At 62.5% G+C, this 20,413-nt stretch carries 17 protein-coding genes; 7 read left to right on the top strand and 10 right to left on the bottom strand.

Annotated elements, in window-relative coordinates:
* The first annotated feature begins 10 nt into the window (after window positions 1-10).
* The 5 genes from SC318_RS01360 to SC318_RS01340 all read left to right on the top strand — a co-directional run bounded on the left by SC318_RS01360 (window position 11) and on the right by SC318_RS01340 (window position 5,252).
* Complete coding sequence (locus SC318_RS01360) at window positions 11-1,204, top strand: SfnB family sulfur acquisition oxidoreductase (protein WP_320429341.1); 1,194 nt, start codon at window positions 11-13, stop codon at window positions 1,202-1,204.
* Window positions 1,204-2,556, top strand: a complete 1,353-nt coding sequence (locus SC318_RS01355; RefSeq protein WP_320429340.1) for an LLM class flavin-dependent oxidoreductase — start codon at window positions 1,204-1,206, stop codon at window positions 2,554-2,556. Before SC318_RS01360 ends, SC318_RS01355 begins: the two co-directional genes overlap by 1 nt.
* Before the next feature lie 134 nt (window positions 2,557-2,690).
* Window positions 2,691-3,506, top strand: a complete 816-nt coding sequence (locus SC318_RS01350) for a MetQ/NlpA family ABC transporter substrate-binding protein (protein WP_320429339.1) — start codon at window positions 2,691-2,693, stop codon at window positions 3,504-3,506.
* Window positions 3,503-4,618 (top strand): methionine ABC transporter ATP-binding protein, encoded by a 1,116-nt coding sequence (locus SC318_RS01345; protein ID WP_320429338.1) that lies wholly within the window; start codon window positions 3,503-3,505, stop codon window positions 4,616-4,618. The genes SC318_RS01350 and SC318_RS01345 overlap by 4 nt, the downstream gene beginning before the upstream one ends.
* Window positions 4,608-5,252 (top strand): methionine ABC transporter permease, encoded by a 645-nt coding sequence (locus tag SC318_RS01340; RefSeq protein ID WP_320429337.1) that lies wholly within the window; start codon window positions 4,608-4,610, stop codon window positions 5,250-5,252. The genes SC318_RS01345 and SC318_RS01340 overlap by 11 nt, the downstream gene beginning before the upstream one ends.
* Window positions 5,253-5,254: 2 nt before the next feature.
* On the opposite strand, the gene SC318_RS01335 is transcribed toward SC318_RS01340, so the two are convergent.
* Window positions 5,255-6,337, bottom strand: coding sequence for a hypothetical protein (locus SC318_RS01335; protein ID WP_320429336.1), 1,083 nt, complete (start codon window positions 6,335-6,337; stop codon window positions 5,255-5,257).
* Window positions 6,338-6,517: 180 nt separating this feature from the next.
* Between SC318_RS01335 and SC318_RS01330 the strand changes: the two genes are divergently transcribed.
* Window positions 6,518-7,144 (top strand): class I SAM-dependent methyltransferase, encoded by a 627-nt coding sequence (locus SC318_RS01330; RefSeq protein WP_320429335.1) that lies wholly within the window; start codon window positions 6,518-6,520, stop codon window positions 7,142-7,144.
* Between the two features lie 83 nt (window positions 7,145-7,227).
* On the opposite strand, the gene SC318_RS01325 is transcribed toward SC318_RS01330, so the two are convergent.
* The 4 genes from SC318_RS01325 to SC318_RS01310 form a co-directional block, all read right to left on the bottom strand.
* Window positions 7,228-9,429 carry a glycoside hydrolase gene (locus SC318_RS01325; protein ID WP_320429334.1) on the bottom strand — a complete coding sequence of 734 codons (2,202 nt, stop codon included), beginning with the start codon at window positions 9,427-9,429 and terminating at the stop codon, window positions 7,228-7,230.
* A gap of 284 nt (window positions 9,430-9,713) precedes the next feature.
* Complete coding sequence (locus SC318_RS01320) at window positions 9,714-12,770, bottom strand: efflux RND transporter permease subunit (protein WP_320429333.1); 3,057 nt, start codon at window positions 12,768-12,770, stop codon at window positions 9,714-9,716.
* On the bottom strand, window positions 12,767-13,837 hold the full coding sequence (locus SC318_RS01315; RefSeq protein ID WP_320429332.1) for an efflux RND transporter periplasmic adaptor subunit: 1,071 nt from the start codon (window positions 13,835-13,837) through the stop codon (window positions 12,767-12,769). Before SC318_RS01315 ends, SC318_RS01320 begins: the two co-directional genes overlap by 4 nt.
* The gene (locus tag SC318_RS01310) at window positions 13,834-14,916 is read right to left on the bottom strand and encodes an efflux RND transporter periplasmic adaptor subunit (RefSeq protein ID WP_320429331.1); all 1,083 of its coding nucleotides are present in this window, start codon (window positions 14,914-14,916) and stop codon (window positions 13,834-13,836) included. The genes SC318_RS01315 and SC318_RS01310 overlap by 4 nt, the downstream gene beginning before the upstream one ends.
* A 121-nt stretch (window positions 14,917-15,037) precedes the next feature.
* Between SC318_RS01310 and SC318_RS01305 the strand changes: the two genes are divergently transcribed.
* Window positions 15,038-16,198 (top strand): AAA family ATPase, encoded by a 1,161-nt coding sequence (locus SC318_RS01305; RefSeq protein ID WP_320429330.1) that lies wholly within the window; start codon window positions 15,038-15,040, stop codon window positions 16,196-16,198.
* 120 nt (window positions 16,199-16,318) lie between these two features.
* On the opposite strand, the gene SC318_RS01300 is transcribed toward SC318_RS01305, so the two are convergent.
* From SC318_RS01300 to SC318_RS01280, 5 genes are all read right to left on the bottom strand, one after another.
* Complete coding sequence (locus tag SC318_RS01300) at window positions 16,319-17,173, bottom strand: transporter substrate-binding domain-containing protein (RefSeq protein WP_124384622.1); 855 nt, start codon at window positions 17,171-17,173, stop codon at window positions 16,319-16,321.
* Window positions 17,170-17,946: an amino acid ABC transporter ATP-binding protein gene (locus SC318_RS01295; protein ID WP_320429329.1), complete on the bottom strand. Its 777-nt coding sequence runs from the start codon at window positions 17,944-17,946 to the stop codon at window positions 17,170-17,172. The genes SC318_RS01300 and SC318_RS01295 overlap by 4 nt, the downstream gene beginning before the upstream one ends.
* Entirely contained in the window at window positions 17,943-18,602 is a 660-nt protein-coding gene (locus SC318_RS01290) for an amino acid ABC transporter permease (RefSeq protein ID WP_306491157.1), read from the bottom strand. Before SC318_RS01290 ends, SC318_RS01295 begins: the two co-directional genes overlap by 4 nt.
* Window positions 18,583-19,248, bottom strand: coding sequence for an amino acid ABC transporter permease (locus SC318_RS01285; RefSeq protein WP_320429328.1), 666 nt, complete (start codon window positions 19,246-19,248; stop codon window positions 18,583-18,585). Before SC318_RS01285 ends, SC318_RS01290 begins: the two co-directional genes overlap by 20 nt.
* Before the next feature lie 330 nt (window positions 19,249-19,578).
* A complete protein-coding gene (locus SC318_RS01280; protein ID WP_306491154.1) occupies window positions 19,579-20,361 on the bottom strand; it encodes a MetQ/NlpA family ABC transporter substrate-binding protein in 783 nt (260 codons plus the stop codon).
* Window positions 20,362-20,413: the final 52 nt, after the last annotated feature.

Here is a 20,413-nt window from a genome sequence, read left to right as displayed (position 1 = left end):
TGGAGCCCCCATGACTCTTTCTACTCACGTCGCGGTGATCACCAGCGACGAACACGCCCTTGTTGTCGCCAGCGACCTGGCCGAAGACCTGCGCCGCGACAGCGCCCAGCGCGACCGTGAACGGCGCCTGCCGCTGCCCGAGCTGGACGCGTTCACGCGCTCCGGCCTGTGGGGCATCAGCGTGCCCAAGGCCTACGGCGGCGCGGGCGTGTCCAACGTCACCCTGGCCAAGGTCATTGCGCTGATTGCCCAGGCCGATGCCTCCCTGGGCCAGATCCCGCAGAACCATTTTTATGCCCTTGAAGTGCTGCGCGTGAACGGCAGCCCTGAACAGCAGCAGCGCCTGTACGCCGAGGTGCTGGCCGGCCAGCGCTTTGGCAACGCCCTCGCGGAGCTGGGCACCAAGACCGCCCATGACCGCGTCACCCGGCTCACCCGTGACGGTGAGGGTTTTCGCATCAATGGCCGCAAGTTCTACGCCACCGGTGCGATCTATGCCCAGCGCATCCCCACTTCCGTGGTGGATGAAAACGGCGTTCAGCAACTGGCCTTCGTGCCCCACGACAGCGCGGGCCTGACCGTGATCGACGACTGGAGCGGCTTCGGCCAACGCACCACCGGCAGCGGCTCGGTGGTGTTCGACAACGTGTGGGTGGCGGCGCAGGACGTGGTCCCGTTCCAGAGCGCCTTCGAGCGCCCGACCACCGTAGGCCCCTTGGCGCAGATTCTTCACGCCGCCATCGACACCGGTATCGCACGCGCCGCCTTCGAAGACGCGCTGCATTTTGTGCGCACCAAGACCCGCCCCTGGATCGACTCGGGCAGTGACAAGGCCACCGAAGACCCGCTGACCTTGAAGAGTTTCGGCCACCTGAGTATTCGCCTGCACGCCGCCGAAGCGTTGCTTGAGCGCTCCGGCGAATGCCTCGACCGCGCCCAGGCCGACAGTAATGCCCAGACGGTCGCGGCCGCTTCCATCGCCGTCGCCGAAGTGCGCGCCTTGAGCACCGAAATCTCCCTGGCCGCCGGCAGCACCCTGTTCGAGCTGGCCGGCAGCCAGGCGACCCTCGCCGAGCACGGCCTGGACCGCCACTGGCGCAACGCACGGGTTCACACCCTGCACGACCCGGTGCGCTGGAAGTATCACGCAGTGGGCAATTACTACCTCAACGATGAAAACCCACCGCTGCGGGGGACCATCTGATGAGCAAGAAAAAAATCCTGCTCAATGCCTTCAACATGAACTGCATCGGGCATATCAACCACGGCCTGTGGACTCATCCGCGGGACACGTCCACCCAGTACAAGACCCTCGAGTACTGGACGGACCTGGCCAAAACCCTGGAACGCGGGCTGTTCGACGGTTTGTTTATCGCCGATATCGTCGGCGTGTATGACGTGTATCAGCAGTCCATCGATGTGCCGCTCAAAGAGTCGATCCAATTGCCGGTCAACGACCCGCTGCTGCTGGTCTCGGCCATGGCGGCGGTGACCCGCAACCTCGGCTTCGGCCTCACCGCCAACCTGACCTACGAACCGCCGTACCTGTTCGCCCGGCGCATGTCCACCCTCGATCACCTGAGCCGCGGCCGGGTGGGCTGGAACATCGTCACCGGCTACCTCGACAGCGCCGCCAAGGCCATGGGCCTGGCCGAGCAAGTCGAGCATGACCGCCGTTATGACCAGGCCGATGAATACCTGCAGGTGCTGTACAAACTCTGGGAAGGCAGCTGGGAAGATGACGCAGTCATCAACGATCCCCAGGCGCGGGTGTATGCGCAGCCGGGCAAGGTGCACAAGGTCGAACACCACGGCGAGTTCTACCAGGTGGAGGGCTATCACCTCTGCGAGCCCTCGCCGCAGCGTACGCCGGTGCTGTTCCAGGCCGGCAGTTCGGAGCGCGGCCTGCAGTTCGCCGGGCGCCACGCCGAGTGCGTCTTCATCAGCGGGCAGAACAAGGTCGCCACCAGGATCCAGGTGGACAAGGTGCGCGCCAGCGCGGTCGAGGCCGGGCGTAACCCGGATGACATCAAGGTGTTCATGGGCCTGAACGTGATCGTCGGCGCGACCGAGGCACTGGCCTGGGCCAAGCACGCCGAGTACCTCAGCTACGCCAGCGCGGAAGCCGGTGTGGCGCACTTTTCGGCGTCCACGGCGATCGATTTTTCCGCGTACGAACTGGATGAACCGATCCAGTACGTGAAGAGCAACGCCATCCAGTCAGCCACTAAAAACCTGCAGAACAACGACTGGACCCGACGCAAGTTGCTCGAACAGCACGCCCTCGGTGGGCGCTACATCACCCTGGTGGGCTCGCCTGAACACGTGGCGGATGAGCTGGAGTCGTGGATCAGCGAAACCGGGCTGGACGGTTTCAACCTCACACGCATCGTGACACCGGAGAGCTACGTGGATTTCATTGATCTGGTGGTGCCGGAGTTGCAGCGACGTGGTTCCTACAAGACTGCGTATGAGGACGGGACACTCCGGGAAAAAGTATTCCAGGGCACTGCCCGCTTACCCGAACAACACACCGGCGCCGCCTATCGCCACTGAATTGCACATGTGGGAGGGGGCTTGCCCCCGATGAGGCAGTGTCAGTGAGTACAGTTGTGCCTGACCCACTGCTATCGGGGGCAAGCCCCCTCCCACATTGGATCTTCATTGTTTCTTATGACTGGAAAACACTTATGAAAAAAACACTGCTCACCCACCCAGTCAAAGCACTGGCCCTGGCCTTCAGTCTGTTCAGCTCGGCCGTAATGGCCACTGACGCGCCGTTGAAAGTCGGCACCACCGCCGCCTTCGCCATTCCCCTGGAAGCCGCTGTAGCCGAAGCCGGCAAACAGGGCCTTAAAGTCGAACTGGTGGAGTTCACCGACTGGATCGCTCCGAACGTCAGCCTCGCCGCCGGCGATATCGACGTGAACTACTTCCAGCACATTCCCTTCCTGGAAAACGCCAAGGCCGCCGCCGGGTTTGACCTGGTGCCTTACGCGCCGGGCATCATCAACAACGTCGGTCTGTATTCGAAAAAGTACAAAAGCTTCAACGACCTGCCCGAAGGCGCCAGCGTGGCCATCGCCAACGACCCGATCAACAGCGGACGTGGCCTGCAACTGCTGGCCAAGGCCGGGCTGATCACCCTCAAGCCGGGCGTGGGCTACAAGGCCACCGAAGATGACATCGTCAGCAACCCGAAAAAGATCAAGATCCTGCAGGTGGAAGCCGTGCAACTGGTGCGCGCCTATGACGACGCCGACCTGGTGCAGGGCTACCCAGCGTACATCCGCCTGTCCAAGACCTTCGATGCGGAATCGGCGCTGCTGTTCGACGGCCTCGACCACCCGGAATACGTGATCCAGTTCGTGGTCCAGCCCAAGAGCAAAACCGACCCGCGAGTGATCAAGTTCGTCGACATCTACCAGCACTCGCCGGTGGTGCGCGCCGCCCTGGATAAATCCCTCGGCAAGCTTTACCAAGTCGGCTGGGACGATAAAAAATGAGCGCCGCCCATGCCCAACTGCGCGACCTGAGCACATTGCCCAGGGACGCCGAGCAGACCGAACTGCACCCGGACTTGAACAGCGCCCATGTGCGTTTCATCAACCTGGGCAAAACCTATGACGGCACGGTGCACGCCCTGCAAGGCATCGACCTGGCGATCAAACGTGGCGAAGTGTTCGGCATCATTGGGCGCAGCGGCGCCGGCAAGTCGTCACTGATCCGCACCATCAATCGGCTGGAACAACCCAGCAGCGGGCGCGTGCTGATCGATCAGGTGGACATCGGCGGCTTCGACGAAGACCGCCTGGTAGCCCTGCGCCGGCGCATCGGCATGATCTTTCAGCACTTCAACCTGATGTCGGCCAAGACCGTGTGGCAGAACGTGGAACTGCCGCTCAAGGTCGCCGGGGTGCCCAAGCCGCAGCGTGAACAAAAGGTGCGTGAACTGCTGGAGCTGGTGGGTCTGCAGGACAAGCACACGGCCTATCCGGCGCAGCTCTCGGGCGGGCAGAAACAGCGCGTGGGCATCGCCCGTTCGCTGGTGCACGACCCCGAGATCCTGCTGTGCGACGAAGCCACTTCGGCCCTAGATCCGGAGACCACGCAGTCAATTCTCGGCCTGCTGCGCGAGATCAACCAGCGCCTGGGCCTGACCATCGTGCTGATCACCCATGAGATGGCGGTGATCCGCGAAATCTGCGACCGCGTGGTGGTGCTGGAACACGGACGTATCGTCGAGCAGGGCCCGGTGTGGCAAGTGTTTGGCAACCCGCAGCATGACGTCAGCAAAACCCTGCTGGCACCGCTGCAACATGGGCTGCCACCCGAGCTGCAAAGCCGCCTGCGCGCCACACCCGCCTCGGCCGACGCGGCATTGGTGCTGCGCTTGCAGTTCACCGGCAGCGACACAGACGAACCGGACCTGGCCGCGCTGTTCAGCGCCCTCGGCGGCCGCGTGCGTTTGCTGCAAGGCGGTGTGGAACGCATCCAGGGGCATGCCCTGGGGCAATTATTACTGGCGGTCAATGGATCGCCGCACAATGCCGAAGAGCTGCGCAACCGCGCCGGGCGCTGGGCGCAACAGGTGGAGGTACTCGGCTATGTGGTTTGATCGTTTGCTGCAGGGCGCCATCGACACCTTGTTGATGGTGGGCGTGTCGTCGTTGATCGCCTTGCTGGTGGGGATTCCGCTGGCGGTGTTTCTGGTGACCAGCGACAAAGGCGGCATCTACCAGGCACCCGCGCTTAACCGCGTGCTGGGCGCCTTCGTCAATCTGTTCCGCTCCATTCCGTTCCTGATCCTGATGGTGGCACTGATCCCGTTCACCCGCCTGATCGTGGGCACCACCTACGGCGTATGGGCGGCCGTCGTGCCGCTGACCATCGCGGCCACGCCATTCTTTGCGCGCATCGCCGAAGTGAGCCTGCGCGAGGTTGACCATGGGTTGATCGAAGCCGCACAGGCCATGGGGTGCCGCCGCTGGCACATCATCTGGCATGTGCTGTTGCCCGAAGCGCTGCCAGGGATCGTCGGCGGGTTCACCATCACCCTGGTGACCATGATCAACTCATCGGCCATGGCCGGGGCGATTGGCGCCGGTGGCTTGGGCGACATTGCGTACCGCTACGGCTACCAGCGCTTCGATACGCAAATCATGCTCACCGTGATCGTGCTGCTGGTGGTGCTGGTGGCAGTGATTCAGCTGGGCGGCGATCGGTTGGCGCGCGCGCTGAACAAGCGCTGAGTTCAGGGGCACTCGTCCAGTTGGGCGACATTGGCGTGGGGCACGAAGGTGATGGTTTTCTCCTTGGCCTGCGACGGTCGCACGATATAGCTGCCGTCCGAATCCGCCAGTATTCGCAGTTTCACGCTGCGTTGCGGGCTCTGGGCGTCGGCCAGCGCCGCAGGTACCTTGGCCTCGGCTGACCAGACCATCAGGGTGCAGGCGCGCCCTCCCGATGCGGAAGCCTGCAAAGGCATGCCACCCAACTTCGCCCCCGTGGCGGGAATCAGGCCCAGAACGATAAGCAGCGTAAAGGCCGCCAGTGAAGCGCTGGCCACCGGGTTCTTGTGGTGGTTCATGCTCACGACCAGACAGGCGCCACTGCCCTGAATCAAGAACAGCACCAGCAACTCGGCAGCCATGAAGGGCGCAAACAACACCACGCTGTCGGAGTACTCGCTGAATGCGCGGGAAACCGGCACGGTCACGATCAGGATAACCAGCATCTGGATGACACCCGCGCCGGCACTGGCCATCCAGAATTCGCCGGATATATCGCGCAGCGCGACGTGGGCGGGACGCGCCCGAATGATGATCCAAACGTAAGCCAGCACCACCAGCACGATTGCCACAATCCAGCTGGTGGTCAGCAAAGGCCCACTGTCTACGTTCGCCGACAGGTACACGGCGCACAACCAGAAGACACCCAGCACTATCACGCTGGCGCCCCAGTGCAGCAACAGACGGCGATGTTGAGCCGTTACTTGCGGCGACTGTGCGCTGAGATTGAGTTGGTCGCTAAGCCGCACACCTGCATCGTTGAGGCGCTTGAACAGGATAAACGTAGGGATGAGGATCGACGCACCCATCATGCCGATCACAAAAACCAGCATGGCGAACATCGCCGGCAACGCGGTAAATGCCGCCCCCGACAGAATGCTCAGCGGCACCTTCTCCACCTGGATGTATTGATACAAATACAGGCCCGCCACCGACAGGATACCCACCGTCAGCGGCCAGGCGCGCTCATTGAGCCATAACAGCCCATTGCTCAATTGGGTGGCATATCGCTCCACTTTGTTGGGGGTGCTATTTTCCGGTTCCATGGATGTACAAGCCTCTTGAAGTAAGGGCCGGGATGTTACCCACAATCCACCCGTGCGGTATGTCAGAAACTCACGCCACAAAACAGTGAAGCATCCTACGCCCGATAAACGTCTTTCAACTGAACCGGACGCGGCCTGAGGTATAGTCCCACCACCTCAGCCGCAGCAGTGCGCCACGCCATGAAACTCGCCCCTGACGACCTCCAGAAAATCACCTCCACCACCCTCGGCCATTACAACAAGGTGGCCGAAGACTTCCGTGAAGGCACCCGCGATCACGATGTGAGCCAGAACATCGACGCGCTGCTGCGACATATCCACGGCACGCCACCGTTTACCGTGCTGGACTTCGGGTGCGGGCCGGGCCGGGACTTGCAGACCTTCACACGCCTGGGGCATATCGCCGTGGGGCTGGACGGTTCCGAGCGGTTCGCGCAAATGGCGCGCAATGACAGTGGCTGCGAGGTGCTGCAGCAGGACTTCCTCAAGCTGGACTTGCCCGCGGAGCGCTTCAACGGGGTGTTTGCCAATGCGGTGCTGTTTCATATTCCCAAGCAGGAATTGCCCCGAGTGCTCAAGCAACTGCATGGCACGTTGAAGCCTGGGGGCGTGCTGTTCAGCTCCAACCCTCGCGGTGACAACCAGGAGGGCTGGAACGGACCGCGGTATGGGTCTTATCACGACCTGGAGGCGTGGCGAGGCTTGCTGACTGAGGCCGGCTTTGTAGAGCTGGAGCATTATTACCGGCCGGCGGGTTTGCCTCGGGAGCGGCAGCCGTGGTTGGCCAGTGTGTGGCGGCGGGTTTGAGGGGTGTATTGCCTGGGCTGATGCTATCGGGGGCAAGCCCCCTCCCACAGGGGATGCATTCCAGATGAGGGAGGGAGATGGACTCAATTTCCCTGATGACCCACCTGATACACCAGCGGCTTTTCCCCCTCCACCAGCGCCGTCACACTACGCCCGGCATAGCCTTGTTGTTCTCCCGCCGAGAAATTCGCCACCAGCCGCGTGCCATCGGCGAACGTGGTTTGCTGCACCTGTTTATCTGCGGTGAGCCAGCGAAAATCCGTCATCGCCTGGGTCGCCAGGCGCTGATGCAACGGGCGGAAAAACCGGTCCTGGCGCTGCATGACCGGCAGCCGCTGCTTGAGCGTCGCCGCACTGAGGTGATACAGCGGCGGTACGTTGTAAAGCAGTTGGGCCAGCTCGTTTTCAACCCGCACATTGCTTAGCTTCAGGCTGTCGAACAACCAGTGATGGGTGGTGATCACCGAGCCATGGAACACCGCCTGATACAGCGGCAAGCGCATCGTCGGGTCGAAATACACCGTGCGCAGCGACGCTTTCAAAGGCACCGGCTTGAAGAATACGGTCGGTTGCTCCGGCGGGTACCAGTTGCCCGCGTAGTAAGGTGACTGAGCGTCCCGAGTCATCTCGCGATCGCCCCAACCCATCACCGGGGTTTGCATGCCATGGGCAAACAGGATGCCCTGGGCGGTGATGGCGTTGCCGTCTTCAGAGCCCGTCGCCAACTTGGGCACGGTGTTGATCCAGCGCGAGGCGTCGATATTGGCGTCGGCGTTTTGCGCCTGGGTCATGCTGGCGCCGCTGCGATAATTGTCGAACAGCATGCCGGCTGCGTAGACATCCAGGAACCAGGCATTGAAGCCCGCTTTGGCTCGCACGGCCTGCACCCGCGCCTCCAGCAATGGCCGCACACAGCGCGGGTCAGTGTAATAGCCCGATTGTTGGAAGCCGACCTTGAGCGTGCCGTCCTTCAACACCACCGCGCATTCCCGGTACGCCTTGCCGCCCAGATGGGCAGTGGTCCAGTCAGGGTTTTCAGTCGCCGACAGCGCCGTTTCATAGGAGTCGTAGGGCGCCATCAAGTAACCGGCATCCACCCCGGCGCGAATGGCTTCGGGGTGCCACAGACCGCCTTCCCAGCCTTCGCTCAGCGTCACCAGCAGACGCTCCAGACCGGCGTCGCGCAAAGCCTGGATAGCCGAACCGCCCCAGGCTTCCGGGCGATCACTCAAGGCCCCGGCAAAATCCGCTGCCAGCTCGCTGCGCAACTCACCGTAGCGCGCGGCGAGGCGCGTCATGTCGGGCTCTTGCACCTGCCACGCCTGGCGGGCTTGGGTGTTGATGGCCGCATTGAGGCCGCGCAACAGCACGGTCTGCTCATAGGGATTCAAGGGGGCGGTCTTTGCGAGTAAGGTCGCGGTCTCTTTGTCCATCAGTCCCTTGAGCGCGTGCGTGCGCAGCCGTTTGATCAACCTTGGCCAGTCACGCACATCCTCCAGCGCCAGCAAGCCGTTGCCCCACAGATAAGCGTGACTGGCACCGAGCAATTTTTCCGCTTCGGGGGTTTGCCGCAGCTTGTCCGCCAGTGGCTCGTAACGGCCCTGCCCGACCAGCCACTGGCGATAGCGCCTGGCGCCGGCCAACGGGTCGGCCTCGCCCAGGTACAGGCGCAGCGTCATCGGTGCGTGCGGCTCAAGCGAGGTGAATTCATGGGACGCTGACAACGCCAGGCCCTGGCCGTCCGCTCGCCATGCAAGTCGGTTGTTATAGGGGTTGGTCAGCAGCCAGTTGAGCGTAAAGCGGCCGTGATCCACGCCCCACAGCGGCAGGCTGAGGTCCTGGGTGGTATCGAGCGCGCCTTGTTCCAGCAGGAAATCCTTCCACACGGCGTTACCGGCAGGCACGTAATGCCCTTCGGCCAACGGCCAGATCAGCCCTTGGCCCATGGCGCTGGCCGGCTGACGCAGCACGGCCAGTTCACCTGCCTCGCGGGCCTGGATGGTCAGGGACAGTTCGCGCTGTTCCAGCCGGGCCGTGAGGCGATAGGCGCCGTTGTCCCATTGCCAGGCGGCCTGCTTAGCATCGGCTTGCAGTGCATTGACCGCATGCGCGGCCACACCGCTGGAGGCTTGTACCGCAGCTTCGCCCGCAGGAGTGACTCGCAAGGCCAACGTGGCGGGCTCAAGCTCGACGCGCCACAGCTTATTTTCCAGAACCGTGCCGGCGAAGGTCAGCGGCGATAGCAGGAGACAACACATCAGCAAGGTATGACGCACAGGGTGCATGGCGGGCGACCGTCGACAGTGGAAGCCGCAGAGTAAAACACCCGGCGGTTGGCCGGAGCGCCAAGCGTCAATTCAGGAAGTTTCCCACTGTGCAAAAGTCCTGTGGACTTTCAATTGAGGGCGGGGGCTTGCGCTAATGCCGATCCGTTAAGGCGACACCGTACCTGTGGCGAGGGAGCTTGCTCCCGCTGGACTGCGCAGCAGTCCCATGGTTCGGGGCCGCTTCGCGGCCCAGCGGGAGCAAGCTCCCTCGCCACAGGTTACTGCTTGCCCCTCCCACATGTTTAACCGCGTTCTTCCTGTTTTGGCTCGCGGATCTTGTACCAGGCCACATACAGCGCCGGCAGGAACAGCAACGTGAGCAGCGTCGCAATGATGATCCCGCCGATCATCGCGTAGGCCATCGGCCCCCAGAACACTTCCCGCGCAATCGGGATCATGCCCAGGCTGGCCGCCGCCGCGGTGAGCAGAATTGGCCTGCGTCGATGCTCGGTCGCTTCCACCACCGCGTCCCATGCTGAATAGCCCGCCACTTCATACTCGTGAATCTGCGTCACCAGAATCACCGAGTTGCGGATGATGATGCCGATCAGCGCCAGGATGCCCAGGATCGCCACAAAGCCCATGGGCGTGCCTGTGGGAATCAGCGCCAGCACCACGCCAATCAGCCCCAGCGGCGCGACACTCGCCACCAGGAACATCTTCTGCACGCTGTGCAGCTGGATCATCAGGAACGTCGCCATCAAAAACAGCATCAGCGGCACCACGCTGGCAATCGGACCCTGGGCCTTGCCGCTTTCTTCGACGGTGCCGCCGGTGGCGACCTTGTAACCCACCGGCAGGCCATCGCTGAACTTCTGGATGGTCGGTGCCAGCTGCTTGACCAGGTCGGTGGGCTGCATCTCATCGCGCACCGCGGCCTTGATGGTGATGGTCGGCTTGCGGTCGCGACGCCATACCAGCGGCTGCTCCAGCTCATAGCGCACGGTCGCGAAGGCCAGCAACGGGATCGAGGTACCGTTGGGCGTGACGATCTGCAAGTTCTGCAAGGTTTCCGGCGTACCGCGCTCGGCGTCTTCGGCGCGGCCGACCACGTTGATCAGGTAGATATCGTCGTGCACCTGGGTCACCGAGGCACCGCTGACCACGCTGTTCATCAACTGCGCCACGTCTTCGGACGACAGCCCCAGTTGCCGCGCCTTGTCCTGGGCGATATCCACGCGCAGCACTTTGCCCGGCTCGTTCCAGTCGTAGATGATTTCCCCCAGGTGGGTGTTCTGGTCGAGCAAGGTCGCCAGTTCGATGGCGTGCTTGCGCACCTGGTCGGTGTCTTTGCCGGACACGCGATACTGAATCGGCCGCCCGACCGGCGGGCCCATTTCCAGCGGCTGCACGAAGCTGCCGATGCCGACAAAATCATCGCGCAGGCGTTTCTGCAGGCGCGTGATCAACTCGCCGCGCTCCTCCAGGCCTTTGCTCACGATCACCAGCTGCGCGTAGTACGGGTTCTCCAACTGCTGGTCCAGCGGCAGGTAGAAACGGATCGCGCCCTGGCCGATGTAGGTGCTCCAGCGCGCGATGTCCGGGTCGTCCTTGATGATGGCTTCGAGGCGGTCGACGGCTTTGCGCGTTTCATTGATCGAGGCGTTCTGCGGCAGGTTCAGGTCCACCAGGATTTCCGGGCGATCCGACGACGGGAAGAACTGGTTCTGCACGAACTGCATGGAAAATACCGAGGCCACGAACAACCCCACGGTAATGCCGATGGCCCACCAGCGGTTGCGCATGGCCCAGAGCATGCCGCCATTGAAGGCACGGCCGATGCGCCCAGGCTCGGCGCTGTGCGGTTTAACATTGGCGCTGAGGATATGCACGCCGATAACCGGTGCGAACAGCACCGCCACCACCCACGACACCAGCATCGCCACGGCGATCACCGCGAACAAGGTGAAGGTGTACTCGCCCGCCGAACTGGCGTTAAGGCCAATCGGCACAAAACCGGCCACGGTCACCAGGGTACCGGTGAGCATCGGGAATGCCGTGGAGGTGTAGGCGTAGGTCGCCGCCTGCTCCTTGGTTTCGCCTTTTTCCAGGCGTGTGATCATCATTTCCACGGTGATCATCGCATCGTCCACCAGCAGGCCGAGGGCGATGATCAAGGCGCCCAACGACACCCGCTGCATGGTGATGCCGCTGTATTCCATGAACACGAACACCAGCGCCAGCACCAGCGGAATCGAGCACGCCACCACCAGCCCGGCACGCATGCCCAGGCTGATGAAGCTCACCACCAGCACGATGATCACGGCTTCGAACAACGCACTGGTAAAGCCGCCGACGGCCTCCTCCACCACTTCGGCCTGGTCCGAGACCTTGTGCACGCCGACGCCCACCGGCAGGTCGGCGGTCAGCTCGTCCATGCGCCCGTGCAGCGCCTTGCCGAACGACTGAATGTTGCCGCCCTTCTGCATCGCAATCGCCAGGCCAATCGCCGGCTTGCCGTTGAAACGGAACATCGGCCGCGCCGGGTCGACGTAGCCACGGCTGATGTCGGCAATGTCGGCCAGGCGATAGAAGCGATCATTGAGGCGCAGGTTGACGTTGGCCAGGTCCTTCTCGGAGGCGAACTGCCCCGAGGTGCGCACGGAAATCCGCTCCGGTCCGGCTTCGATCACCCCGGCGGGCGTCACCGCGTTCTGCGATTGCAGGCTTTGCACCACCTGGCGCTGGTCGATGCCCAGGGCCGCCAGTTTGCGCGTGGAGAAATTCAGGTAAATCACTTCGTCCTGCTGGCCGATCATCTCGACCTTGCCCAGCCCCGGCACCGAGCGGATTTCGGCGCGCACCTGTTCCACGTAGTCGCGCAGCTGGCGCATCGACAAGCCGTCGCCGGTAAAGGCGTACACCGAGCCGAACACATCACCGAACTCATCGTTGAACGACGGCCCCTGCAAGCCCTGGGGGAAGGTGCCGCGAATATCGTCGATCTTCTTGCGAACCTGGTACCAGATCTCCGGAATGGCCTTGGCGCTGGTGGTGTCCTTGAGGAACACGAACACCGTGGACTCGCCCGGGCGGGTGTAGCTTTTGACGTAATCGAGGGAGTCGAGCTCTTCGAGTTTTTTCTCGATGCGGTCGGTGACCTGCTTGAGCGTTTCCTCCTGGGTGGCGCCCGGCCAGCGGGTCTGGATCACCATGGTCTTGATGGTGAACGAGGGGTCTTCCTCGCGGCCCAGGTTCATGTACGAGAACACGCCCATCAGCAGCGCGACGAACATCAGGTACCAGACGAAGGACTGATGCTTGAGGGCCCAGTCGGATAAGTTGAAGCTGCCTTTCATCGCGGGCTGTCCTCGTCGATTTTGACTTTTTGCCCGGCTTTCAGGCTGTTCACACCGGCGGTGACGACGCGCTCACCGGGCTTGATACCCGCGCTCAGCAGTGCGCTTTTGGTGTCACGGCTGACGACCGTGACGTCACGCGGTTGCACCGTCTGGCTCTGGGTGTCGAGCAGCCAGATGCGGGTCTTGCCGTCGACGTCCTGCAGCGCGCTCAGGGGCAGCTCGATACGTGGCGCAATGGCGGTGCTCAAGGTCACGCTGATGGCGGTGCCCAGGCGAAACGCGGCGGGCGTCTCGGCCAGGGTCAAGCGCGCGCGACGGGTGCGCGTGGCGCTTTGGGCCTGGGGCTCGATCTCGCGCACGATGGCGGTGGTCTGCACGCTGGGGTCCAGTTGCCCGGCCACCCGGAACACCACGTCCGCGGGCAGGCGCTCGGCCAGGCCGGCAGGCAGGTCGATCACCGCTTCCTTGATGTCCGGCCGAGCCAGGGTCACCACTTGCTGGCCGGCGCTGACCACCTGGCCGGCCTCGGCATTCCACGCGGTGACGATGCCGGCGTGGTCGGTGCGCAGTTCGGCGTAGTTGAGCTGGTCCCGCGCCTGATTGACCGAGGCGCGGGCCTGGTCGAGGCTCGCCTGGGTGGTTTTCAGGTCGGTCTGGGCCACGTCGAGCTGAGCCTGGGCGCCGACGCCACGGTTGAACAACTCTTGCTGGCGGCGCGCATTGGCCTGGGCGTTGATGAACTGCGCCTGCACGCGGGCCAGGTCGCTCTGGGCGGCGCGCAACTGGTTCTGCTGGTCGGTGGGGTCGAGCACGGCGAGCAAGGCGCCCTTCTCCACCTCGGCGCCCACGTCCACAGTGCGGCGAGCGATACGGCCAGGTACGCGGAAACCCAGGTTACTTTCGTAGCGCGCCTGAATAGTGCCGGCAAAGCGACCGAGGTTTTCCTGGTCTTCGGCCTTCACTTCCATGGACAGCACCGGGCGCACCGGTTCGGGCGGTGCTTCTTCCTTGGAGCAGGCCACCAGCAACAGGCTGGCGGCGAGGATAACCGTCAGTTGCTTCATGGCTGCGCTCCTTGCTGGGCGATTTCGACGAGCATGCCGGGGTGCAGCAACTGCCCACCGGCCACCACGACTTTTTCGCCGCCTTTAAGGCCGTCGCCGATAATCACTTTGCCGGTGAGGTAGCGTGCCACCGTGACCTTGTGCAGTTGCGCCTTGCCCTCGCCGTCCACCAGCCACACGGCGGGTTCGCTGAGGTCTTTGGTCAGGGCTGACCACGGCAACTCGATACTGGCCTTGGCCGGGCCATTGGCGGTGGCGCTCACCACCGAGCCCAGTTCCATGCCTTTGGGCAGGCTTTGCAGGGCAATCTTCACCTGCACAGTGCCGGTGTTGGCGGCCACGGCCGGGGTGACTTCACGCACCTTGCCCTGGGCCTTGATGGTCGGGTTATCCAGCAGACTGACGGTGATCGGCGCATCCGGCGGCGGTTCCACCAGCAGCGACTCGTAAACGTTGAACACCGCGTCGCGTTCGCCATCGCGGGCCAGGCTGAAGATCGGCACGGTGGCTTGTACCACCTGGCCGACTTCCGCCTGGCGCGCCGTGATAATGCCCGGCGCATCGGCGATCAAGGCGGTGTAGCCGAGTTGTTCACCGGCGTTGGCCAACTGGGCCTGGGCGGCGGCCAAGGCGCTCTGGCTGCTGCGCAGCGCGGCCTGGGCGGCGTCGTATTCGCTGCGGCTGGTGTAGCCCTTGGGCAAGAGTTTTTCCTGGCGCACGAAGGCGGCAGCCGTTTGCTTGACCCGCGCCTGCTCGGCCACGACCTGGGCCTGGGCCGAGTCGACGTTGGTTTGCAGGTCCTTGGGGTCAAGCTTGGCCAGCACTTGTTTGGCCGTCACTCGATCACCGACGTCGACCATGCGCTGGATGATCTTGCCCCCCACACGAAAGGACAAATCGGTTTGCACCCGCGCCTGGATATCCCCGGTGAGCGTGACCGCCGCGGCAAAATCCGCCGGCTGCACGGTTTGCACGAAAACTCGGGAATGGGCCTTGGGTTCGGCCTTTTCCTCGCCACAGCCGCCAAGCAGCGTCAGTAAGCCAAGGCCGAACAGAAATGTGGAAATGCGACCGCCCATGCAGGCTCCTTTTGCGTGATGCTGACGTGCCAGTGTGTATGCGACTGTGAGCTTAGTTGAGGGTTCCTTATCTGCCTGCAGGATCCCATATTTCAAGGGTTCCCACACCGACTCGATTGCCATGCTCAAGACCCTCGCGGTGGCCAATTACCGCTCGATCAATAAACTGGTGGTGCCCCTGGACCGACTGAACCTGGTCACCGGCCCCAATGGCAGCGGCAAGTCCAACCTGTACCGCGCCCTGCGCCTGCTGGCCGAAACCGCCCAGGGTGGGGTGATCAATGCACTGGCCCGCGAAGGCGGATTGGACTCGACCTTCTGGGCCGGGCCGCAAACCATCAGCCGGCGCATGCACAGCGGTGAAGTACCCATCGAATCCAGCGTGCGCCAGGGCGTCAAGCGCCTGCGCCTGGGGTTCGCCGCCGAAGACTTCAGCTACGCGATCTCCCTGGGTTTGCCGGAACCCAGCGAATCGTTTTTCAGCCTCGACCCAGAGGTCAAGAAGGAGTGCATCTGGGCCGGGCACGTCTACCGCCCCGCCAGCTTGCTGGTACAACGTTCCGGGCCGATGGTGCGCGCTCGCGAAGGCCGGTCGTGGGATGTGCTGGCCCAGCACACGCCGAATTATCACAGCCTGTTCGACCAGGTCGGCAATCTGCGTGGCTCGCCGGAAGTCCTGCTGCTGCGCGAGAGCATTCGTGGCTGGCGCTTTTATGATCACTTTCGCAGCGACGTGGACGCCCCCGTGCGCCAGCCCCAGTTGGGCACGCGCACGCCGGTACTGCATCACGACGGACGTGACCTGGCGGCGGCGCTGCAGACCATTCGCGAGATCGGCGACCCGGATGCCTTGAACCGCGCCGTCAGCGACGCGTTCCCTGGGGCGCGCTTGAATATCCAGCCGTTGCAAGGCGCGCGCTTTGCCATCGAGTTCTATCAGGAAGGCTTGCTGCGGCCTTTGTCGGCGGCGGAGTTGTCGGACGGCACCTTGCGCTACCTGCTGCTGATCGCCGCGCTGCTGACGCCACGACCGCCGACCATGATGGTGCTGAACGAACCTGAAACCAGCCTGCATCCGGACCTGTTGCCCGCCTTGGCGCGCTTGATTATCGAAACGTCGAAGCACTGCCAGGTGTGGGTGGTGTCCCATGCCAGCCGCCTGATAGCAGCGTTGCAGCAGGATGAGGGGTGCAATTCGATTGTGCTGGAGAAGGTGCTGGGGGAAACGCGGATGGTGGACCAGGGGATGCTGGATGCGCCGGCGTGGCATTGGCCGCAATAGTCGGTGACTGTACTGGCCTCATCGGGGGCAAGCCCCCCCCCACACTGGATTGGGTTCACAAGTCGTCCTGATATGTGAATGCATTCAAATGTGGGAGGGGGCTTGCCCCCGATAGCTTTATCAGCCCTGCCACTTGCCCCCTTCGACAATCACGCTCTCAGGCTTGGTGTCATCGCTCAGTTCTTTGCGCACATACTGGTCGTACAGTTTGAGCAGAAATTTCTCTTCGCCCAACTTGGCCAGTTCCGCGTTCACCCAGTCGCGCAGTTCGATGTTGCCCTTCTTCACCGCCGGGGCAATCGGTGCTTCATCGCCGAGTTTCTGCTCGAGCACGCGGTAGCCGGGGTTCTGCTTGGCCCAGCTGAACAGCACCAGGTTGTCCTGGGCGTAGGCATCGCCACGGCCGGCCGACAATGCTTGCAGCGACTCGGAGTTTTTCTCGAACTTGAGCAGCTTCCAGTCCGGGTGGTTCTTGGTCAGCCAGATGTCGGCGGTGGTGCCGGTGGTGACGATGGTGGTGCGGGTTGCCAGGTCATCCAGGCTCTTGACCGGGCTGTTGTTGGGCACCAGCGCCTGTACCGCGACTTTCAGGTTGGGGTTGGTGAAGTCCACCGCTTCCTTGCGCTCAGGGGTCACGGTCATGTTGGCCAGGATCAGGTCGACCTTGTCACTTTGCAGGAACGGAATGCGGCTGGCCGGCTCCACGGCAACGAACTCGACTTTGTTCTCATCGCCCAGCAGGTCCTTGGCGAATTGGCGGCCGATGTCGGTATCGAAGCCGACGTAGCGGCCCGCCTCGTTGACGAAGCCGAACGGCGGCTTGTCGGTGAACACGCCAACGATCAGCTTGTCGCGTGCCTTGATCTTGTCCAGCGCGCTCACCGCGGCGGCGGCAGGTTTGGTGGGCTCTTCGGCCTTCTTGTCGCAGCCGGCCAGTAACGCGACGGCCAGCAGGGGCAGCAGTAACTTTTTCATATCAGCTCCAGTTCCTTGATCTTTTTGGGCAGTGTTGAAACAAAGGAGAACTTCTCCAGGAACTGCTGCGCGCGTGCGGTTTGCGGGTTCGTAAAGAATGCCTCGGGGGTGTTGTGTTCGAGGATGCGGCCGGCCTCCATAAACACCACGCGGTCGGCGACGGCGCGGGCGAAGGCCATTTCATGGGTGACGATCAGCAGGGTCATGCCATCGCGGGCCAGGTCCTGGATGACTTCCAGCACTTCCTTGACCATCTCCGGGTCGAGGGCGGCGGTGACTTCATCGAACAGCATCACCTGCGGGTTCATGCACAACGAACGCACGATGGCGATGCGTTGCTGCTGACCGCCGGAAAGCTGGCGTGGAAAGGCGTCGCGCTTGTCGGCCAGGCCCACGCGCTCGAGCAGTTTTTGCGCCTGCTCGCGGGCTTCACGCGGGTCTCGCTTCTGCACTTTCAACGGGCCGAGCAGAATGTTGTCGAGCACGCTCATGTGCGGGAACAGGTGGTAGCTCTGGAACACCATGCCGATGTCCTGGCGCACCTGGCGCCAGTCGGTGTGCTTGTCCAGCAGCTCTTTGCCGGCCAAGCGCAAGTGCCCGCTGTGAGCCACTTCCAGGCCATTGAGGCAGCGCAGCAAGGTACTTTTTCCGCAACCGCTGGGGCCGAGGATCACCACCACTTCGCCACGTTGCACGCTCAGGTCGATGCCCTTGAGCACCTGGTGTTCGCCGAAGAATTTGTTGAAACCCTGAAACTCGATCAATGCGCTCATGCTTGGGCCCAGCGCCGTTCCAGCACCTTGGAGGCGGCCGACAACGGGTAGCAGATAAAGAAGAAAAACAGGAACAGCGCGCCGTAGATCAACACGGACTCATAGGTGCGCTCGATGATTTGCTGGCCGACCTTGATCACATCCACCACACCGATCAGCACGGCCAGCGAGCTGGTCTTGATCAGGCGCGTGTACACGTTGATGGTGGGCGGCGTCATGCGCTTGAGCGCTTGCGGCAACAGCACGTAGCCATACAACTGCGGGGCGGACAGCCCGATCGACAAGCCGGCTTCGCGCTGGCCACGCGGCAGCGAATGCAACGCGCCACGCACCACTTCGCCGACTTCACTGGCGCCCCACAACGACAACACCAGCACCGCACACCAGAAACTGGGAAGGCTCAGGCCGAAGAAAATCGGCAGGCCGAAAAACAACAGGTACAGCCAGACCAGCACCGGTATGGCGCGAAACAACTCCAGGTAGACCCGCAGCAGCGCATTGACCACCCGGTTGTTCAAGGTGCGCAAGACGCCGTACAGCACCCCGCCGACGGTGCTGAAGGCGATGCTCAAGAAGGAGATCGACAGGGTTTGCGCAGCGCCCTTGCCCAGTTGCGGCAACGACACCCACAGCAGCTCAAGACCCGAACTGGCCATGCTGGAGCCTCCTTTCCACGCGGCTGAGCAACAGCGACAACGGCAGAAACAGCAGCACGCAGATCAGCGTCAATACGGCGAGCATTTCGTAGGTCTTGTAGTAGAGCGCGATGTAGCTTTTGGTGGTGTAGAGAATCTCCGGCACCGCCACGGCGGAGACCACCGTGGTCTCCTTGAGCAGAAAGATGAAATTGGCGAACAGTGCCGGCAGGCTGAGGATACCGGCCTGGGGCAGGATCACGTGGCGCAGCAGTTGCCAGTCGGACAGGCCGATGGATTTGCCCGACTCGATCTGCGCCAGCGGCACCGCCTCCACACCCGCGCGCAGCACTTCGGTGAGGTAGGCGCCGCCGAGAAAGGTCATGGTGATAATCGCCGCCCAGAACCCGGAGATATTCAAGCCCAGGGCCGGCAGCGCGAAATACACGAAGAACAGCTGGATCAGCAGCGGTGTGTTACGCGCCAGCTCAACGTACAGCGCCACCAGACGTGACAGGTAGGGCGTGCGAAACACCAGCAGCGCCGCGTTGATCAGCGCCACCAGCAAGGAGGTGGCAATGGCGATCAGGCCCACTTGCAGGGTCACCCCGACCGCTTTGAGAAACGCCGGCAGGGTGCTGAGGATAAAAGCGAAATCGAAGGTCATGTGCAATCCAGATCGCCGCATGGGTAATGCCGCGAGCGCAGTCCGTTCCGGCGTGGATAACGTCGGGTAGCGCGAACTTTAAAGGTATAAAAAGCAAACTTTAAATACTGAAATGGCATATCGATATCACCCGAAAAACTAACTGTGAACTGTGGGAGGGGGCTTGCCCCCGATGGCGGTGTATCAGCCATTTATAGATGCCTGACCCGCTGCTATCGGGGGCAAGCCCCCTCCCACATTTTTTTGCATTTCCAAATGTCAGCGATAAAAAAAACGCCGGTGCTGTATTAGCCACCGGCGTTGAAACCTTGAAGGGGGTTTTGAGTTACATCAGAACGCTGGCACGACCGCACCGTTGTACTTCTTCTCGATGAAGGCTTTGACTTCCGGGCTGGTCAGCGCCTTGGACAGTTTCTGGATCGCGTCGCTGTCCTTGTTATCCGGGCGTGCTACCAGGAAGTTCACGTAAGGCGACTTGGCGTCTTCGATGATCAGCGCGTCTTTGGCTGGGTTCAGGCCGGCTTCCAGAGCGTAGTTGGTGTTGATCAGGTCCAGGTCAACCTGGTCCAGCACGCGGGGCAGCAGGGCCGATTCCAGCTCCTTGAATTTCAGGTGCTTGGGGTTGCTGGCGATGTCTTTTGGCGTGGCCAGGGCATTACTCGGGTCTTTCAGGGTGATCACACCGGCTTTCTGCAGCAGCAACAGGGCACGGCCGCTGTTGGAGCCTTCGTTCGGGATAGCCACGGTGGCGCCATCCTTGAGCTCGGAGATATTTTTGATCTTTTTCGAGTAACCACCGAAGGGTTCTACGTGCACACCAACGACCGTGACCAGGTTAGTGCCTTTGCCCTTGTTGAAGTTTTCCAGGTACGGCAGGGTCTGGAAGTAGTTGGCATCCAGGCGCTTCTCGGCGACCTGTACGTTTGGCTGTACATAGTCGGTGAAGACTTTGATTTCCAGGTCCACGCCTTCCTTGGCCAGGGTTGGCTTGATCAGCTCAAGGATCTCGGCGTGCGGGATCGGGGTGGCGGCCACCACCAGTTTCTCGTTGGCCTGGGCGAAGCTGGCAGTCAGGGCAGCCGCCAGTGCGGTAAACAACAGAACCTTTTTCATGCAATGTCCTTCTAACGACCGTTTTTATGTGAGGTGCCAGCGAAGTGCTATC

It is taken from the genome of Pseudomonas sp. MUP55 (genome assembly GCF_034043515.1).
GTDB lineage: Bacteria > Pseudomonadota > Gammaproteobacteria > Pseudomonadales > Pseudomonadaceae > Aquipseudomonas.
The sequence above is the reverse complement of the archived record's forward strand: the minus strand, read 5'-3'. Positions and strand labels throughout refer to the sequence as shown.

What these genes read in the sequence shown, in the direction of transcription:
- SC318_RS01355 (WP_320429340.1), top strand. Translation starts at nt 1,204, where the DNA reads ATGAGCAAGAAAAAAATCCTGCTCAATGCCTTCAACATGAACTGCATC.
- SC318_RS01350 (WP_320429339.1), top strand. Translation starts at nt 2,691, where the DNA reads ATGAAAAAAACACTGCTCACCCACCCAGTCAAAGCACTGGCCCTGGCC.
- SC318_RS01300 (WP_124384622.1), bottom strand. Translation starts at nt 17,173, where the DNA reads ATGAAAAAGTTACTGCTGCCCCTGCTGGCCGTCGCGTTACTGGCCGGC.
- SC318_RS01360 (WP_320429341.1), top strand. Translation starts at nt 11, where the DNA reads ATGACTCTTTCTACTCACGTCGCGGTGATCACCAGCGACGAACACGCC.
- SC318_RS01320 (WP_320429333.1), bottom strand. Translation starts at nt 12,770, where the DNA reads ATGAAAGGCAGCTTCAACTTATCCGACTGGGCCCTCAAGCATCAGTCC.
- SC318_RS01290 (WP_306491157.1), bottom strand. Translation starts at nt 18,602, where the DNA reads ATGGCCAGTTCGGGTCTTGAGCTGCTGTGGGTGTCGTTGCCGCAACTG.
- SC318_RS01305 (WP_320429330.1), top strand. Translation starts at nt 15,038, where the DNA reads ATGCTCAAGACCCTCGCGGTGGCCAATTACCGCTCGATCAATAAACTG.
- SC318_RS01345 (WP_320429338.1), top strand. Translation starts at nt 3,503, where the DNA reads ATGAGCGCCGCCCATGCCCAACTGCGCGACCTGAGCACATTGCCCAGG.
- SC318_RS01335 (WP_320429336.1), bottom strand. Translation starts at nt 6,337, where the DNA reads ATGGAACCGGAAAATAGCACCCCCAACAAAGTGGAGCGATATGCCACC.
- SC318_RS01325 (WP_320429334.1), bottom strand. Translation starts at nt 9,429, where the DNA reads ATGCACCCTGTGCGTCATACCTTGCTGATGTGTTGTCTCCTGCTATCG.
- SC318_RS01285 (WP_320429328.1), bottom strand. Translation starts at nt 19,248, where the DNA reads ATGACCTTCGATTTCGCTTTTATCCTCAGCACCCTGCCGGCGTTTCTC.
- SC318_RS01330 (WP_320429335.1), top strand. Translation starts at nt 6,518, where the DNA reads ATGAAACTCGCCCCTGACGACCTCCAGAAAATCACCTCCACCACCCTC.
- SC318_RS01310 (WP_320429331.1), bottom strand. Translation starts at nt 14,916, where the DNA reads ATGGGCGGTCGCATTTCCACATTTCTGTTCGGCCTTGGCTTACTGACG.
- SC318_RS01295 (WP_320429329.1), bottom strand. Translation starts at nt 17,946, where the DNA reads ATGAGCGCATTGATCGAGTTTCAGGGTTTCAACAAATTCTTCGGCGAA.
- SC318_RS01315 (WP_320429332.1), bottom strand. Translation starts at nt 13,837, where the DNA reads ATGAAGCAACTGACGGTTATCCTCGCCGCCAGCCTGTTGCTGGTGGCC.
- SC318_RS01280 (WP_306491154.1), bottom strand. Translation starts at nt 20,361, where the DNA reads ATGAAAAAGGTTCTGTTGTTTACCGCACTGGCGGCTGCCCTGACTGCC.
- SC318_RS01340 (WP_320429337.1), top strand. Translation starts at nt 4,608, where the DNA reads ATGTGGTTTGATCGTTTGCTGCAGGGCGCCATCGACACCTTGTTGATG.